Source organism: Streptomyces sp. ISL-94 (genome assembly GCF_018614075.1).
Lineage (GTDB): Bacteria > Actinomycetota > Actinomycetes > Streptomycetales > Streptomycetaceae > Streptomyces.
In genome coordinates, this window is record NZ_JAGGOZ010000079.1 from 20,763 (window position 1) to 36,087 (window position 15,325).

Here is a 15,325-nt window from a genome sequence, read left to right on the forward strand (position 1 = left end):
TCAGGGGCGCGGTCAGCGCCGCACCGATCTGTTCACCCGTAAGGGCTAAATGTGGGAAAGGCTTCCGGAGCACAACCGGCGCGCCGCCTACGGTCGCCAGGTGAACAGCAGCAGCCAGGCACACCCCTCATCGCGCACCGGCGTACACCGGGCGCACGGGCGCACGCCCCCCGAAGGGGAGCCGCCGCCGCCCTTCCGGCACGAGCCCTACCTGGACGGCCTCTTCACGTACTGCCTGTCGGTCCTGTGTGATCACGACTCCGCCACCGACGTGCTCGGCGACGTCCTCGCCGTGGCCGAGCGGCACCCCGGCCGATGTCCCGACGAAGGCGACCTGCGGGCCTGGCTGTACGCCCTCGCCCGCTGGGGCTGCCTGCACCGGCTGGCGGAGCAGCGGCGCGCACGGCAGGGAGCGCATTCCGCCCGGCGTGCGCCGGAGCACACCGGACCCGGCCGTGCGCCGGGGGGTGGGCCCGGCACCGGGCCCGGCAGCGGCCGGGCCCCCGAAGCCCACCGCACGCTTGACGTGAGCGCGTACCGCCGTACCGAGCTGGCCCGCCTCGCCTGGCCGGAGGCCGCCGGAACCACGCCCGAGCAGCGCGAGGCCCTCGAACTCGCCGTCCGCCACCGCCTCGGCGTCACCGAACTGGCCTCCGTACTCGGCACCCCCGCGGCCACCGCCCGCGAGCTCCTGTCCGGCGCCGCCTGCGAGGTGGAGCGCACCCGCGCCGCCCTCGCCGTCCTGGAGACCGGCAGCTGCCCCACCGCCTCCCGGCTCACCGGCGACGGGCAGGTGCTGCTGTCCACCACCCTGCGCGCCGAACTCGTGCGCCACGTCGACGACTGCCCGCGCTGCCGCCGCGTCGCCGAACGCGTGGGCGCCGCGGCCCCCTGGCCCGGCTCCGGCAGCATCAAGACGGCCGCCCTCCCGCTCGTCCCCGCCCCCCGCACCGCCGTGCACGCCGCGATGCTCCGCTCCGCCCGGCGCCGCCGGCCCGGCCCGCGCTTCGACCGCACCGGCTTCCCCATGGACCCCAAGGACCGCGCGGCCCGCCGCGACCGGCTGCGGGCCCGGGCGGTGACCACCACCGTGGTCGCCACCGTCGTCGCCGCCCCGGTCCTGGCGCTGTGGGCGGCGTACCGCGGCGCGCCCAGCACCGGCGAACCGGCCGGCTCCGACACCACCCGCATCTCCGCGAGCGAATCCGACCTCCCGCTGCCGCCGCACATCGGGGGCCGCCCGCTCACCGCCTACGAGAACACCGGCAACGCCGCCACCACCACCGGCGGCCCCGGCTTCGCCCCGGGCACCGCCGACCCCGACGTCTCCGTCGAGGTGATCAGCACCGGCCCGCCCGGGCCCCCCGACCACGCCGGCCCCGGGGCCCCCGGCCGGCTCACCGTCGCCGCGTCCTCCCACGGCACCACCACCGTGCTCACCCTCACCGCCTCCGGCGGCACCCCGGTCGACTGGCGGCTCTGGTCCGACGCGCCCTGGCTGCGCGCGAGCCGGACCGCGGGCACGCTGGCGCCCGGAGAATCGGTCACCCTGCGGATCACCGTCGACCCCGAAACCCAGCCCGTCGGCGCCTGGAGCGCCCGGGTCGGGGTGGACCCGGGCGGGGCGGTCGTCTCCATCCGGGGCCGCGGCCGCCCGGCGCCGACAGCGGAGCCCCCGTCGACACCGACGCCGGATCCCACGCCGACCCCGACCCCGACTCCGACGCCCACCCCGACCCCGACGCCGCCCACTCCGACACCCACGCCGACTCCTGAGGAGTCCACGGTGCCGACGCCGTCTCCGGGAGGAACGGTTTCCCCGGAACCGGGACCGTCGGCCTCGGCCTCCTCGCCCTAGACGGGCTTCGGAGCCGTACCGGTCCCGGTACCCGGATCCGCAGGCCTACCGGGAACCGGGTCGGCCGGGTGCGGGGCCATCGGCAGCAGCGAGGCGAGCCGCGCCTCGCACAGCCCCACCAGCGTTTCGTACGCCTCCTTGCCCATCAGCTCCGTCAGCTCGGGCCGGTACGACACGTAGACCGGGTCCCCGGCGCCGTGCGCGGACGTGGCCGACGTACACCACCAGTGCAGGTCGTGGCCGCCCGGACCCCAGCCGCGCCGGTCGTACTCGCCGATCGACACCTGGAGCACCCGGGTGTCGTCCGGCCGGTCGATCCAGTCGTACGTGCGGCGGATCGGCAGCTGCCAGCAGACGTCCGGCTTCGTCTCCAGCGGCTCCTGGCCGCTCTTCAGCGCCAGGATGTGCAAGGAGCAGCCGGCCCCGGCCGGGAAACCGGGCCGGTTCAGGAAGATGCAGGCGCCGTCCCAGCGGCGGGTCTGCTTCTCCCCGTCGTCGTCGAACTGCGTCCACCCGGTCTCGCTGCCGACGTCGTGGAACTGCCACAGCTCCGGCGTCAGCCGCGCCACGTGTGAGGCGACCCGCTTCTCGTCGTCCTCGTCAGAGAAGTGCGCGCCGAGCGTGCAGCAGCCGTCGTCCGCCCGGCCCGCCTGGATGCCCTGGCAGCCGCTGCCGAAGATACAGGTCCAGCGGGAGGTCAGCCAGGTCAGGTCGCAGCGGAAGACCTGCTCCTCGTCGGCGGGGTCGGGAAACTCCACCCACGCACGAGGGAAGTCCAGCCCCTTCTCGTCCGAGACGGCGGTCTTGGCGCTCACCTTGGCCTTGGTCGTGGCCTTGGCCGTAGCCGTGGCCAGGGGGCCGTTTTCGGCCTTGCCCGTGTCCTTGCCCGCGTCCTTCTTCGACCGGGTCTTGTTGGCCTTCTTCGTATTTGGCACAAACACCAGCCTAAGCGCCCCTTACTCCACCCCTCCGCGTTCGTCGCAGTAGCGTTTCCCCCCATGAGACTCGGTGTCCTGGATGTGGGTTCGAATACGGTCCATCTGCTGGTGGTGGACGCGCACCCCGGTGCGCGCCCGCAGCCGGCGCACTCGCACAAGGTGGAGATGCGGCTGGCGGAGCTCCTCGATGGGCGCGGAGCCGTCACCCCCGAGGGCGTAGAACGTCTGATTTCGGTCATCGGCGACGCCGTGCAGGCGGCCGAGGACAAGGGCTGCGAGGACGTCCTCCCCTTCGCGACCAGTGCCGTACGCGAGGCCCCGAACGCGGACGAGGTCCTGGCCCGGGTCAAGGCCGAGACCGGGGTCGACCTGCCGGTCCTCAGCGGTGACGACGAGGCGCGGCTGACCTTCCTGGCCGCGCGCCGCTGGTTCGGCTGGTCGGCCGGGAAACTGCTGGTCCTGGACATCGGCGGCGGCTCGCTGGAGATCGCGTACGGCATCGACGAGGACCCGGACGCGGCCGTCTCCCTCCCGCTGGGCGCGGGCCGCCTGACGGCGGGCTGGCTCCCGGGCGACCCGCCCGACGCCCAGGACATCCGGGCGCTGCGGCGGCACGTGCGGGCGGAGATCGCGCGCACGGTGCGCGAGTTCAGACGCTTCGGGGCACCGGACCACGTGGTGGCGACGTCGAAGACGTTCAAGCAGCTGGCGCGCATCGCGGGCGCGGCCCGCTCGGCGGAGGGCCTCTACGTGCAGCGGGACCTGACCCGCAAGTCCTTGGAGGAGTGGGTCCCGCGCCTGGCCGCGATGACCACGGCCCAGCGGGCGGCCCTCCCGGGCGTCTCGGAGGGCCGCGCGAACCAGCTCCTGGCGGGTGCCCTGGTCGCGGAGGGCGCGATGGACCTCTTCGGCGTCGACGAACTCGAAATCTGCCCCTGGGCCCTCCGCGAGGGCGTGATCCTCCGCCGCCTGGACCACCTGCCGACGCCGTCGGGGGGCTGAGGCGGCGGGGGTTCTCGCCCGGTCGGGGCCTTCGCTCCCCTCCCACCCCCCGCTGCTGGGCAGCGGTTGCCCACCCGCCGCCCTCGGCGGTGCAACCGAGACCCGGCAGATTGTCGGACGGGGCCGGGCCCGGCCCCGTCCCCTCGGGCGGGTTCGCCCGGCGGGTCGGGGGCTTCGGGGGTCGGGACCCAAGGGAGCCGAACCGGAGAGACGATGAGACTGACGGGAAACCCCCGAACCTCACTGATTCCGACCCGCTGTCCCCCGACGTACAGAACCACCGCCCGTCCTTCCAGCTCCGCCCTATCGGGCCCCGCCCCGCCCCGCCCCCCGCCCCGCCCCCCGGCGTGGTCGCCGTCACGTTCCCCGGGGGCTGTGGCCCCGTACGCTGTCTGCGTGGCAGAACCAGTCCGCATCCCGACCGCGAAAGTCGCCCTCTCCACTGCCTCCGTGTATCCGGAGTCGACGGCGACCGCCTTCGAGATCGCCGCGCGCCTCGGGTACGACGGCGTCGAAGTCATGGTCTGGACGGATCCGGTCAGCCAGGACATCGATGCCCTGCGGCGGCTGTCGGATCATCATCAGGTTCCGATCCTGGCCGTGCACGCGCCCTGTCTGCTGATCACCCAGCGGGTGTGGTCCACCGATCCCTGGACCAAGTTGCAGCGGGCGCAGGCGGCGGCCGAGCGGCTCGGGGCCGGCACCGTTGTCGTGCATCCGCCGTTTCGGTGGCAGCGGCAGTACTCGCGTGACTTCGTCAGCGGCATCTGGAGGATGGCCGACGAGACCGACGTCCGGTTCGCCGTCGAGAACATGTATCCGTGGCGGTACCGCGACCGCGAGATGCTCGCCTACGCCCCCGAGTGGGACGTGACCAAGGACGACTACCGGCATTTCACCGTCGACCTTTCGCACACCGCCACCGCCCGGACCGACGCCATCGCCATGATCGACCGGATGGGCGACCGGCTGGCGCACGTGCACCTCGCCGACGGAAATGGTTCGGCGAAGGACGAGCACCTGGTTCCGGGACGGGGGACCCAGCCGTGCGCTGAACTGCTGGAGCGGCTCGCCCGGAGCTCCTTCGACGGGCACGTCGTCATCGAGGTCAACACGCGGCGGGCCATGTCCTCCGCCGAGCGGGAGGCCGATCTCGCCGAGGCGCTGGCCTTCACACGGCTGCACCTCGCCGCCGCAGCCAGTCCTGCTCCCGTCAAGCGGCACCGGGCCCGACGCCCATGACCGAACAGCCCGAACAGCCCGAACAGTCCGAGCAGCCGCGCCGGCGCCGCGGGCCCGGCCGGCCGCGCCAGGACGAGGTCGACGACGGGCCCGGCACCCAGGAGCGGATCCGCCTCGCCGCCCGCGAGGTGTTCGCGGAGCGCGGCTACGACAAGACGTCCGTGCGCGGCATCGCGAAGGTCGCCGGCGTGGACCCGGCCCTGGTCCACCACTACTTCGGCAGCAAGGACGACCTCTTCGCCGCCGCCATCGAGCTGAGCATGGAGCCGGCCCTAGTGGTCCCGTCGATCCTCGGCGAGGGGCCCGACGGCATCGGCGAACGCCTCGCCCGCTATTTCCTGGGGATCTGGGAGAACCCGGTCACCCGGGCCCCGCTCCTCGCCGTGATCCGCTCCGCCCTCACGCACGAGGCCGCCGCGAAGGTGCTGCGCGGGCTGGTGCTGAGGCGGGTCCTGGAGCGGGTCGCCGCCGACCTCGACGTCCCCGACCCCACCTTCCGCGCCGAGCTCGCCGCCTCCCACATGGTCGGCATCGCGATCCTCCGCTACGTGGTCCGGGTCGAGCCCCTCGCCTCAGCCGACCCCGATGACATCGTGGCGCTCGTAGCCCCTACTCTTCAGCGGTACCTGACCGAAGACTGAGCCGCCCGTCCCGCCATGCGGACTTCCTGTCCGGATCCCGGGCGGTGGGCGTAGCCTCGTATCTGAGCCATATCCGCAGTCGCGGCTGATCTACGCAACAGCCGCACTCATGGGGAGTGAAACCGCATGCCCGAGCTGAGGTCCCGCACCGTCACCCACGGCCGCAACATGGCGGGCGCACGCGCCCTTATGCGTGCGTCGGGCGTAGCGAGCGAGGACATCGGGAAGCCGATCATCGCGGTCGCCAACTCCTTCACCGAGTTCGTCCCCGGACACACGCACCTCGCCCCGGTGGGCCGGATCGTTTCCGACGCCATCCGCGCCGCCGGTGCCATCCCGCGCGAGTTCAACACGATCGCGGTCGACGACGGCATCGCCATGGGCCACGCGGGCATGCTGTACTCCCTGCCCTCCCGCGACCTCATCGCGGACAGCGTGGAGTACATGGTCGAAGCCCACTGCGCCGACGCCCTGATCTGCATCTCCAACTGCGACAAGATCACCCCGGGCATGCTGATGGCCGCCATGCGCCTCAACATCCCGGTCGTCTTCGTCTCCGGCGGCCCCATGGAGGCCGGCCAGGCCACGCTGGTCGACGGCACCGTCCGCAAGCTCGACCTGATCGACGCCATGGTCGACGCCTCCAACGAGAACGTCTCCGACGAGGACGTGCTCCGCATCGAGGAGAACGCCTGTCCCACCTGCGGCTCCTGTAGCGGCATGTTCACGGCCAACTCGATGAACTGCCTCGCCGAGGCCATCGGCCTGGCCCTCCCCGGCAACGGCTCCGTCCTCGCCACGCACACCGCCCGCCGCGCCCTGTACGAGGACGCCGGCCGCACGGTCGTGGAGATCACCAAGCGCTACTACGAGGACGACGACGAGTCCGTCCTCCCGCGCAACATCGCCACCCGCGAGGCCTTCGAGAACGCCATGGCCCTCGACATCGCCATGGGCGGCTCCACGAACACGATCCTGCACCTGCTGGCCGCGGCGCAGGAAGCGGGCCTGGACTACGACCTCACCGACATCGACGCCGTCTCGCGCCGCGTCCCGTGCCTGTCCAAGGTCGCGCCGAACGTGGCCCCCGGCGGCACGTACTACATGGAGGACATCCACCGGGCCGGCGGCATCCCCGCCATCCTCGGCGAGCTGCACCGCGGCGGCCTCCTGAACAAGGACGTCACCACCGTCCACTCCGACGGCCTGGAGGACTGGCTCGCGAAGTGGGACGCCCGTTCCGGAACGGCGACCGACACGGCCATGGAGCTGTGGCACGCGGCCCCCGGCTGCAAGCGCTCCGCCACCGCCTTCTCCCAGTCCGAGCGCTGGGACACCCTCGACCTCGACGCCGAGGGCGGCTGCATCCGCTCCGTGCAGCACGCGTACTCCAAGGACGGCGGCCTCGCCGTCCTGCGCGGCAACATCGCCGTCGACGGCTGCGTGGTCAAGACCGCCGGCGTCGACGAGTCGATCTGGACCTTCGAGGGCCCGGCGGTCGTCTGCGAGTCGCAGGACGAGGCAGTCGACAAGATCCTCCGCAAGGAGATCAAGGCGGGCGACGTCGTCGTCATCCGCTACGAGGGCCCGCGCGGCGGCCCCGGCATGCAGGAGATGCTCTACCCGACCTCCTTCCTCAAGGGCCGCGGCCTCGGCAAGGTCTGCGCCCTCGTGACGGACGGCCGCTTCTCCGGCGGCACCTCGGGCCTGTCCATCGGCCACGCCTCCCCGGAGGCGGCCTCGGGCGGCAACATCGCCGTCGTGGAGGACGGGGACCGGATCCGCATCGACATCCCGAACCGCTCGATCGAGCTCCTCGTGGACGACGCCACCCTGGCGGCCCGCCACGAGGACATGGGCGGCGTCTACGCCCCGAAGAACCGCGAGCGCACGGTCTCGGCGGCCCTGCGCGCCTACGCCGCCATGGCCACCAGCGCCGACAAGGGCGCGGTCCGCGACGTCTCCCGCCTGGGCTGACCCGCCGCACGCACGACACGGAACCCCGCCGGGCGCATCACCACCCGGCGGGGTTCTCCGTACCCACCGCGAACACGGCCCCGTCGGGCGCGGACGCGTACACCCGCCCGTCGGCGACCACGGGCGCGGGAAGCGTCCCGCTGACGACACCGCCGCTGCCGCCCATCCGGGGCTTCGTCTGCCCCACCAGCCGCCCGGCCTGCGCGTCGACGGCCAGCAGCCGCCCGTCCGGCGCGGTCAGGTACACCCGCCCCTGCGCGAACACCGGCTGCGAGGAGAGGGCCGTGCCCGTCTCCAGCCGCCACACCTCCTTGGCCGCTCCCACGGCTGCCAGCCCACCCGAGGTACCGGCGACGTACACGGTTCCGTCGGTCCCCACCGCGGCCTGCGCGTCGAAGAGGGGCGCCGTCAGCGGGAGTCTGAGCAGGGCGCGGGTCGACAGATCCACGCGCACGACCGCGCCGGTCTTGGCCTGGGCGTCCTTGTCCAGCAGGTACATCCCGCCCCGGGCCGCACCGACCGGCCGCAGCCGCCCTTCGACCCGGCTCTGCCAGAGCACCGTGCCGTTCTGCGGGTCCACCGCCGCGAGCTGTGTCGAGCCCGTGCCCGAACCGGATGCCGCCACGTACAGTGCGGGCGGTTCCGTGCCCGCCGGGATGCCCCACCACACGGAGCCGGCCCCGCCGACCTGCTTGGTCCACCGCGGGGAGCCGTCGCCCGGTTCCAGCGCGGTCAGGCTCCCGTCCGCCGCCGCGAGCAGTACCTTCCCGCCGGTGGCGATCACGCGAGCACCACCCGGCAGGCTCCGCTGCCAGCGCTCGGCGCCCGTACCGGGATCCAGTGCCCGGAGCACCCCGCTGCCCGGCGCCACCACGAGCACGAGCCCGCCCGCGTACAGGGGGGTGCTGTCCTTGCCGGTCCAGGCCTCGTGCCCGGCGTTCGGTACGGACCACAGGACCGTGCCGTTCGCCGGGTCCAGGCGGGCTGCGGCCACCCCCGGCGCGGAGCAGTAGAGGGCCCCGGCCTCCCATGCGCACGCCGGGCTACGGCCCCCGGCCCCCGGCGTGCCCAGCGGCGCGGCCCACGGGGCGAAGCTCTTGGGCGCCGCGGGAGCCGTCGCCGCGGCCTTCCCGACGGGCGGCTCGCCCGACACCCCGAACCGCAGGTATCCGCCGACCGCACCGCCGGCCACCAACAGGGCCGCCGCCGCCGTCGCGGCGAGCCGGATCCTCCGCCGGCCCCCGCCTGCCGCCACTGCCGCTGGTTCCGGTTCGGGTCCGGCGGGGATCCGGTCCCGCCGGTGCGTGACCTCCTCGGCCGGGACCGGCCGGCGCGGCTGCGGGATGAAGGCCTGGGTGTCCTCGGCCGTCCGGCTCGTCACGGTCCGGATCTCGGCGATCAGCGCATCGGCGGTGGGCCGCTCCGCAGGATCCTTCGCCAGGCACCGGGCCACGATCGGCACGAGTCGCGACGGCAGCCCCGTCAGGTCGGGCTCGGCGTGCACGACCTGGTACGCCACGAGGTAGTGGCTGTCGGAGTCGAACGGCCCGCGCCCGGTCGCCGCGTGCACCAGCACCGCACCCAGCGCGAACACGTCCGCGGCCGTCCCCACGTCCCGGGGCCGCTGGAACTGCTCCGGCGCCATGAACGGCGGCGTCCCGATCAGCTTGCCCGTCTCGGTCCGCAGATCGCTGTCGGCCGGGCGCGAGATGCCGAAGTCGATCACCCGCACCCCGTCCGGGGCCATCAGTACGTTGCTGGGCTTCAGGTCCCGGTGCACGACCCCCACCCGGTGGATGTCCCGCAGCGCCTCCGCCAGCCCGGCCGCGAGCCGGGTCAGCTCGACGGGGTCCAGCACCCGTTCCCGTACGCGCTCGGACAGCGTCGGGGCATCGATGAACAGGGTGGCCATCCACGGCCGTTCGGCATCCGGATCGGCGTCCACGACAGGCGCCGTGAACGCCCCGCTCACCCGCCGCGCGGCGGCGACCTCCTGCCGGAACCGGGCCCGGAACTCGGGATCCACCGCGTGCTGCGCGTGCACGACCTTGACGGCGAGTTTCAGCCCCGAGCCGGAAGCGGCCAGGTGTACGACGCCCATGCCGCCGGAGCCGAGTACGGACTCGAGCCGGTACTGCCCGGCGTACTCCGGGAACTCCGCGTCCGTACGCAGCGAATGCACCGCTCACCACCCCCGCCGGAGCCTAGCCGATGGCCCGTGCGAACATCCAAGGGCTTGCTACCCTGCGCGCGTTGCGCAGAGCAACACCCAAGGGGGGAGTTTTCGCATGTCCGTTGAGAACGAATCAAGCCAAGTCCAGAGCCTTGCCACCGCATCCGGATACCAGAGTTTTCCGGTCGCGCCCGGCTACAGCCTCAACGTCCGCAGCGGTCCGGGGACCAGTTACTCCATCGTCGACGTGCTGCCGGTCGGCGCGATCGTCTCGGTGCGCTGCCAGTGCCCCGGCACGACCGTCAGCGGCCCGTACGGGACGACGAACCTGTGGGACTGCATCGGCAACGGAGAGTTCGTGTCCGACGCCTACGTGAAGACGGGCAGCGACGGCTACGTCGCCCCGCGCTGCGGCTGAGGGGCACAGGGCCGGCCGCGACCCGTCTGCCACGTGAGACGCACCCGGCCGGCCCGGCCCGGCGGGGGATAATCGCTGATGTGAGCGACGACGACCAGCGAGACCAGACCCCCGCCGCGCCGGCCCCGGCCCCGACGGCACCGGCCCCGGCGGCACCGGCCCCGGCGGCCGCCACCGGCCCCGAGCCCGAGCCCATCCGGTTCTTCGGCACCACGTGGGTGAAGCACGACGGCGGCTACGCCCTGCGCCGCGCCGGTGCCGCCATCGGCTCGCTCCTCACCGCCGTCATCGGCGCCTACCTCCTGCGCTTCGCCTACGAGGGCCTGGAGATCGGCAACGTCGGCCCCTTCCTCAGCATCTCCGTCGTCGTACTCTTCGCGATCGCCAGCTCCATCGCCTTCGCCAAGACCTGGGAGTCCTTCAGCCGCCGCCAGGCCGCCTCCTCGGACGAGGCCGCCCTCAAGGGCCTCAAGGCGATCGGTTTCATCGGCTCCCTCATCGCGTACTTCCTCCGCTGCCTCGTCGAGGCCCCGGGCGAGAAGCTGCGCCGCACCGAGTACGAGCGCGCCTCGGCCAAGTTCGCCCGCCGCCGCAGCACCCGTACGGGGAACCCGGCCGCCCGCCGCCCCAAGCGCAGGAAGTAACCCCTCCTCACCCCTTCCGGCCGATTGACGCCCTGGCACCGCCAGGAGCATTATTCATCACATGATGAATAATCCCGAGCAAGGCACCCGAGGGGCGCCCGCCCCCGCCCCCGGCACGGCGCCCGCCCCCGCCGTGCACGCCCACGGCCTCACCGTCCGCCGCGGCACCGGCCGCACCCCCCGCACCGTGATCGACGGCATCGCCTTCGACGTCCCCCGCGGCCGCATCACCGGCCTCCTCGGCCCCTCCGGCTGCGGCAAATCCACCCTCATGCGCGCCATCGTCGGCACCCAGGCCCACGTCACCGGCACCCTGGACGTCCTCGGCCGCCCCGCCGGCCACCCCGAGCTCCGCTCCCGCATCGGCTACGTCACCCAGGCGCCCTCCGTCTACGACGACCTCACCGTCCGGCAGAACCTCGACTACTTCGCCGCCGTCCTCGACCCCGGCCGCGCCACCGCCGACCGCCGCGCAGCCACCGTCACCCGCGCCATCACCGACGTCGACCTCACCCCCCACGCCGACGCCCTCGCCGGCAACCTCTCCGGCGGCCAGCGCAGCCGCGTCTCCCTCGCCGTCGCCCTCCTCGGAACCCCCGAGCTGCTCGTCCTCGACGAACCCACCGTCGGCCTCGACCCCGTCCTGCGCCGCGACCTGTGGAATCTCTTCCACGACCTCGCCGCCACCCGCGGCGCCACGCTCCTCGTCTCCTCCCACGTCATGGACGAGGCCGAGCGGTGCCACGACCTGCTCCTCATGCGCGAGGGCCGCATCCTCGCCCAGGACACCCCCGACGCCCTGCGCACCCGTACCCACTCCGCCACCGTCGAAGAAGGCTTCCTCCGCCTCGTCGACGAGGCCAACGCCACCGCAGGGGAGACCCACCGATGACTGCCACGAACGCAATGAGCGCCGCCCGCACCACCGCCACCGCCGCCCGCGTCCTGCGCCAGCTCCGCCACGACCCGCGCTCCATCGCGCTGATGCTCCTGGTCCCCGTCCTGATGCTGACGCTGCTCCGCTTCGTCTTCGACGGCAGCCCCCGCACCTTCGACAGCATCGGCGCGTCCCTCCTCGGGATCTTCCCGCTCATCACGATGTTCCTGGTGACCTCCATCGCGACGCTGCGCGAGCGCACCTCCGGCACCCTCGAACGCCTCCTCGCCATGCCGCTGGGCAAGGGCGACCTCATCGCCGGCTACGCCCTCGCCTTCGGCGCCGTCGCCGTGGTCCAGTCCCTCCTCGCCACCGGCCTCGCCCTGTGGCTCCTCGGCCTCGACGTCGTCGGCTCCCCCTGGCTGCTCCTGCTCGTCGCCCTCCTCGACGCCCTCCTCGGCACCGCCCTCGGCCTCTTCGTCTCGGCCTTCGCGGCCTCCGAGTTCCAGGCCGTCCAGTTCATGCCGGCGGTGATCTTCCCCCAGCTGCTCCTCTGCGGCCTCTTCGCGGCTCGCGACACCATGCAGCCCGTCCTCGAAGGCATCTCGAACGTCCTGCCCATGTCCTACGCCGTCGACGGCATGACCCAGGTGCTCACCCACACCGACATGACCGCCGACTTCGTCCGCGACGCCCTCGTCGTCGCCGCCTGCGCCCTGCTCGTCCTGGCCCTGGGCGCCGCCACCCTCCGCCGCCGCACCCCGTGACGACCACAGGCCGGACATCCCCTCGCCGTTCCTTGCACGGGTGCAAGGATGAAGAAGCAGACGACCCAGAAGACGTGTAAGAAAGTTCGGCGAGGTGAATCGGGCATGACCCAGACAGTCGCAGTCCTCGGTACCGGCAAGATCGGCGAGGCCCTGCTCAGCGGAATGATCCGCGGCGGTTGGCCCGCCTCCAAGCTCCTCGTCACCGCCCGCCGGGCCGAACGCGCCGAGGAGCTCCGTACGCGCTACGGCGTCGAGGCCGTCTCCAACGCCGAGGCCGCCAAGCGCGCCGACACCCTCATCCTCACCGTCAAGCCGCAGGACATGGGCAAGCTCCTCGACGAGCTCGCCCCGCACGTCCCCGCCGACCGCCTGGTCATCAGCGGTGCCGCCGGCATCCCCACCTCCTTCTTCGAGGAGCGGCTCGCCCCCGGCACCCCCGTCGTCCGCGTTATGACGAACACCCCCGCCCTCGTCGACGAGGCCATGTCCGTCATCTCGGCCGGCAGCCACGCCACCGCCGAGCACCTCGCCCACACCGAGGAGATCTTCGGCGGCGTCGGCAAGACCCTGCGCGTCCCCGAGTCCCAGCAGGACGCGGCCACCGCGCTCTCCGGCTCCGGGCCCGCATACTTCTACTACCTCGTCGAAGCCATGACCGACGCCGGCATCCTCCTCGGCCTGCCCCGCGCCCAGGCCCACGACCTCATCGTCCAGGCCGCCATCGGCGCCGCCGTGATGCTCCGCGACAGCGGCGAGCACCCGGTCAAGCTCCGCGAGGCCGTCACCTCCCCGGCCGGTACGACGATCAACGCGATCGTGGAGCTGGAGAAGCACGGCGTACGGGCCGCCTTGATCGCCGCCCTCGAAGCCGCCCGCGACCGCAGCCGCGAACTCGCCTCCGGCAACAGCTGACGGGCAAGGGGTACGGCCCCGCACCAGCGCAGCCCGTACCCCTACACCCCTCCACCCCCTTCAGGGCTTCAGCAGGCCGATGGCCTCGTAGGCCCGGTCCACCACCGGCCGTGCCAGCTCACGAGCCCGCCCGGCCCCCTCCCGCAGCACCTTCTCCACCTCCGCCGGATCAGCTGCCAGCTCGGCATGCCGCTCCTGCACCGGCGCCAGCAGCTCGACCACCGCGTCGGCGACATCCCGCTTGAGCGCGCCGTACCCGCTGTACCCCTCGGCCAGCACGGCCGGATCGCCCCCTGAGCACGCCGCGAGGATGTCCAGCAGATTCGCGACCCCCGGCCGCGCCTCCCGGTCGTAGACCACACCGCCGTCCCCGCTGTCGGTGACGGCCCGCATCACCTTCTTGCGTACGACCTCGGGCTCGTCGAGCAGATAGACGATCCCCGCCCTGCTCTCGTGCGACTTGCCCATCTTCGACGTCGGCTCCTGCAGGTCCATGACCCGCGCCGCGACCGCCGGAAGGACCGCCTTCGGCACGGTGAAGGTGTACCCGTAGCGCTGGTTGAACCGCACGGCGAGATCCCGCGTCAGCTCGACGTGCTGCCGCTGGTCCTCACCGACCGGCACCTCGTGGGTCCCGTACGCCAGGATGTCCGCGGCCATCAGCACGGGATAGGTGAGCAGTGACAGCCGTACGCCATCCCCGGCGGCCTGCGCCCGCGCCGCCTTCTCCTTGTACTGGATCATCCGCCGCAGCTCGCCGTCGGTGGCGGTGCACTCCAGCAGGTACGCCAGCCGCGTGTGCTCGTCGACATGGCTCTGCACGAACAGCGTGCACCGCTGCGGATCCAGCCCGGAGGCGAGCAGCAGGGTGGCTGCCTGCCGGCTGAGCCTTCGTACGCGCGCCGGCTCGTGCTCAACGGTCAGCGCGTGCAGGTCGACGACGCAGAACAGCGCGTCGTGCGGCTCCTGGTCGGTGGCAACCCACTGCCGCACGGCCCCCAGGTAGTTCCCGAGCGTCAGATGCCCGGTCGGCTTGAGCCCGCTGAAGATCCTCGTCATGTCCTGCTCTCCCTTGTGTGAGTGGTGTCGAGGCCGGCGCGTCGGGCGACCGAGCCACTCCCGGGAGGGGAGAAACAAAAACGGCCGCCGTAGCGGCGGCCGTGAGCGCATGCGTGCTCGTGTGGAAGGTCGGCCGCCGTCAGGCGGCCCACCAGCGAAGGCTGAGCGTGAGCGCATGCGTTGTCATGCGCTCCAGGGTAGCCCTCCGGGTGACGCCTGTCCCGGAGTTGACACGAATGGCCTAGGTCCGTAAGGTTCTTCGAGTTGTCCGAAGTGAGACGCCGACTCCGGTCGGGCCCCGGGCAGCCATCCCGCACCACACATTCGAACGTACGACGCACTGCGTCGGCACGTTTTCATGCGTATTTGCGAATGGGGAATCCGCGTCCACAGGCGCAGCCGCCGATTAGGTTCGGGGGCAGGGAATCCGCTACTGTCTCACTCGCCGCAAGGGCCTAACGGCCCCGAAAGCGAAGCCCGCTGACTGGGAGTCAGGCCCGAAAGGATCTGATAGAGTCGGAATCGCCGGAAAGGGAAAGCGCGAAAGCGCAGAACCTCGAAAGCACCGAGGAAATCAGGCCCGAGAGAGTCTGATAGAGTCGGAAGCGCAAGAACACAGAACGAAAGCCCGGAGGAAAGCCCCAGTACATGTTACTGCGGGTGAGTACAAAGGAAGCGTCCGTTCCTTGAGAACTCAACAGCGTGCCAAAAATCAACGCCAAAAGTTGATACCCCGTCCATTTCGGTGGATGAGGTTCCTTTGAAAAAGACCTGTAAGGCTTCCTTGTGGAGTGCTTGCAGGCAACTTACACAG

General features: G+C 72.3%; 13 protein-coding genes. 10 read left to right on the plus strand and 3 right to left on the minus strand.

Going from position 1 to position 15,325, the window contains the following annotated elements; translation table 11 throughout:
* The first annotated feature begins 100 nt into the window (after positions 1-100).
* Positions 101-1,858, plus strand: coding sequence for a sigma-70 family RNA polymerase sigma factor (locus J7E94_RS23815; protein WP_215018721.1), 1,758 nt, complete (start codon positions 101-103; stop codon positions 1,856-1,858).
* Here J7E94_RS23815 and J7E94_RS23820 read toward each other — a convergent pair.
* The gene (locus J7E94_RS23820) at positions 1,855-2,793 is read right to left on the minus strand and encodes a hypothetical protein (protein WP_374224492.1); all 939 of its coding nucleotides are present in this window, start codon (positions 2,791-2,793) and stop codon (positions 1,855-1,857) included. The genes J7E94_RS23815 and J7E94_RS23820 overlap by 4 nt on opposite strands.
* A 63-nt stretch (positions 2,794-2,856) precedes the next feature.
* Here J7E94_RS23820 and J7E94_RS23825 point away from each other — a divergent pair, with 63 nt between their 5' ends.
* The 4 genes from J7E94_RS23825 (at position 2,857) to ilvD (ending at position 7,658) form a co-directional block, all read left to right on the plus strand.
* Positions 2,857-3,798, plus strand: coding sequence for a Ppx/GppA phosphatase family protein (locus J7E94_RS23825; RefSeq protein ID WP_215018723.1), 942 nt, complete (start codon positions 2,857-2,859; stop codon positions 3,796-3,798).
* A 396-nt stretch (positions 3,799-4,194) separates the two neighbouring features.
* Complete coding sequence (locus J7E94_RS23830) at positions 4,195-5,040, plus strand: sugar phosphate isomerase/epimerase (RefSeq protein ID WP_215018726.1); 846 nt, start codon at positions 4,195-4,197, stop codon at positions 5,038-5,040.
* The gene (locus tag J7E94_RS23835) at positions 5,037-5,681 is read left to right on the plus strand and encodes a TetR family transcriptional regulator (RefSeq protein ID WP_215018728.1); all 645 of its coding nucleotides are present in this window, start codon (positions 5,037-5,039) and stop codon (positions 5,679-5,681) included. The genes J7E94_RS23830 and J7E94_RS23835 overlap by 4 nt, the downstream gene beginning before the upstream one ends.
* A 126-nt stretch (positions 5,682-5,807) precedes the next feature.
* Positions 5,808-7,658, plus strand: a complete 1,851-nt coding sequence (gene ilvD, locus J7E94_RS23840; RefSeq protein ID WP_215018730.1) for a dihydroxy-acid dehydratase — start codon at positions 5,808-5,810, stop codon at positions 7,656-7,658.
* Between the two features lie 37 nt (positions 7,659-7,695).
* Here the strand turns inward: ilvD and J7E94_RS23845 are convergent, their stop codons facing one another.
* On the minus strand, positions 7,696-9,840 hold the full coding sequence (locus J7E94_RS23845; protein ID WP_308345433.1) for a serine/threonine-protein kinase: 2,145 nt from the start codon (positions 9,838-9,840) through the stop codon (positions 7,696-7,698).
* 106 nt (positions 9,841-9,946) lie between these two features.
* On the opposite strand from J7E94_RS23845, the gene J7E94_RS23850 reads away from it, so the two are divergent.
* From J7E94_RS23850 to proC, 5 genes are all read left to right on the plus strand, one after another.
* Positions 9,947-10,249 (plus strand): SH3 domain-containing protein, encoded by a 303-nt coding sequence (locus J7E94_RS23850; protein WP_215018732.1) that lies wholly within the window; start codon positions 9,947-9,949, stop codon positions 10,247-10,249.
* A gap of 80 nt (positions 10,250-10,329) precedes the next feature.
* A complete protein-coding gene (locus J7E94_RS23855) occupies positions 10,330-10,893 on the plus strand; it encodes a hypothetical protein (protein WP_215018734.1) in 564 nt (187 codons plus the stop codon).
* A 61-nt stretch (positions 10,894-10,954) separates the two neighbouring features.
* Positions 10,955-11,785 carry an ABC transporter ATP-binding protein gene (locus J7E94_RS23860; RefSeq protein ID WP_251057121.1) on the plus strand — a complete coding sequence of 277 codons (831 nt, stop codon included), beginning with the start codon at positions 10,955-10,957 and terminating at the stop codon, positions 11,783-11,785.
* On the plus strand, positions 11,782-12,537 hold the full coding sequence (locus J7E94_RS23865; RefSeq protein WP_215018736.1) for an ABC transporter permease: 756 nt from the start codon (positions 11,782-11,784) through the stop codon (positions 12,535-12,537). Before J7E94_RS23860 ends, J7E94_RS23865 begins: the two co-directional genes overlap by 4 nt.
* Positions 12,538-12,642: 105 nt before the next feature.
* Complete coding sequence (gene proC / locus J7E94_RS23870; RefSeq protein ID WP_215018738.1) at positions 12,643-13,452, plus strand: pyrroline-5-carboxylate reductase; 810 nt, start codon at positions 12,643-12,645, stop codon at positions 13,450-13,452.
* Between the two features lie 60 nt (positions 13,453-13,512).
* Here proC and trpS read toward each other — a convergent pair whose 3' ends face one another.
* Positions 13,513-14,511, minus strand: coding sequence for a tryptophan--tRNA ligase (trpS, locus tag J7E94_RS23875; RefSeq protein WP_215018740.1), 999 nt, complete (start codon positions 14,509-14,511; stop codon positions 13,513-13,515).
* Positions 14,512-15,325 lie beyond the last annotated feature (814 nt).

Coding starts and splice junctions, on each gene's coding strand:
- J7E94_RS23825 (WP_215018723.1), top strand. CDS start 2,857: ATGAGACTCGGTGTCCTGGATGTGGGTTCGAATACGGTCCATCTGCTG.
- J7E94_RS23835 (WP_215018728.1), top strand. CDS start 5,037: ATGACCGAACAGCCCGAACAGCCCGAACAGTCCGAGCAGCCGCGCCGG.
- ilvD (WP_215018730.1), top strand. CDS start 5,808: ATGCCCGAGCTGAGGTCCCGCACCGTCACCCACGGCCGCAACATGGCG.
- J7E94_RS23850 (WP_215018732.1), top strand. CDS start 9,947: ATGTCCGTTGAGAACGAATCAAGCCAAGTCCAGAGCCTTGCCACCGCA.
- J7E94_RS23860 (WP_251057121.1), top strand. CDS start 10,955: ATGATGAATAATCCCGAGCAAGGCACCCGAGGGGCGCCCGCCCCCGCC.
- J7E94_RS23865 (WP_215018736.1), top strand. CDS start 11,782: ATGACTGCCACGAACGCAATGAGCGCCGCCCGCACCACCGCCACCGCC.
- proC (WP_215018738.1), top strand. CDS start 12,643: ATGACCCAGACAGTCGCAGTCCTCGGTACCGGCAAGATCGGCGAGGCC.
- trpS (WP_215018740.1), bottom strand. CDS start 14,511: ATGACGAGGATCTTCAGCGGGCTCAAGCCGACCGGGCATCTGACGCTC.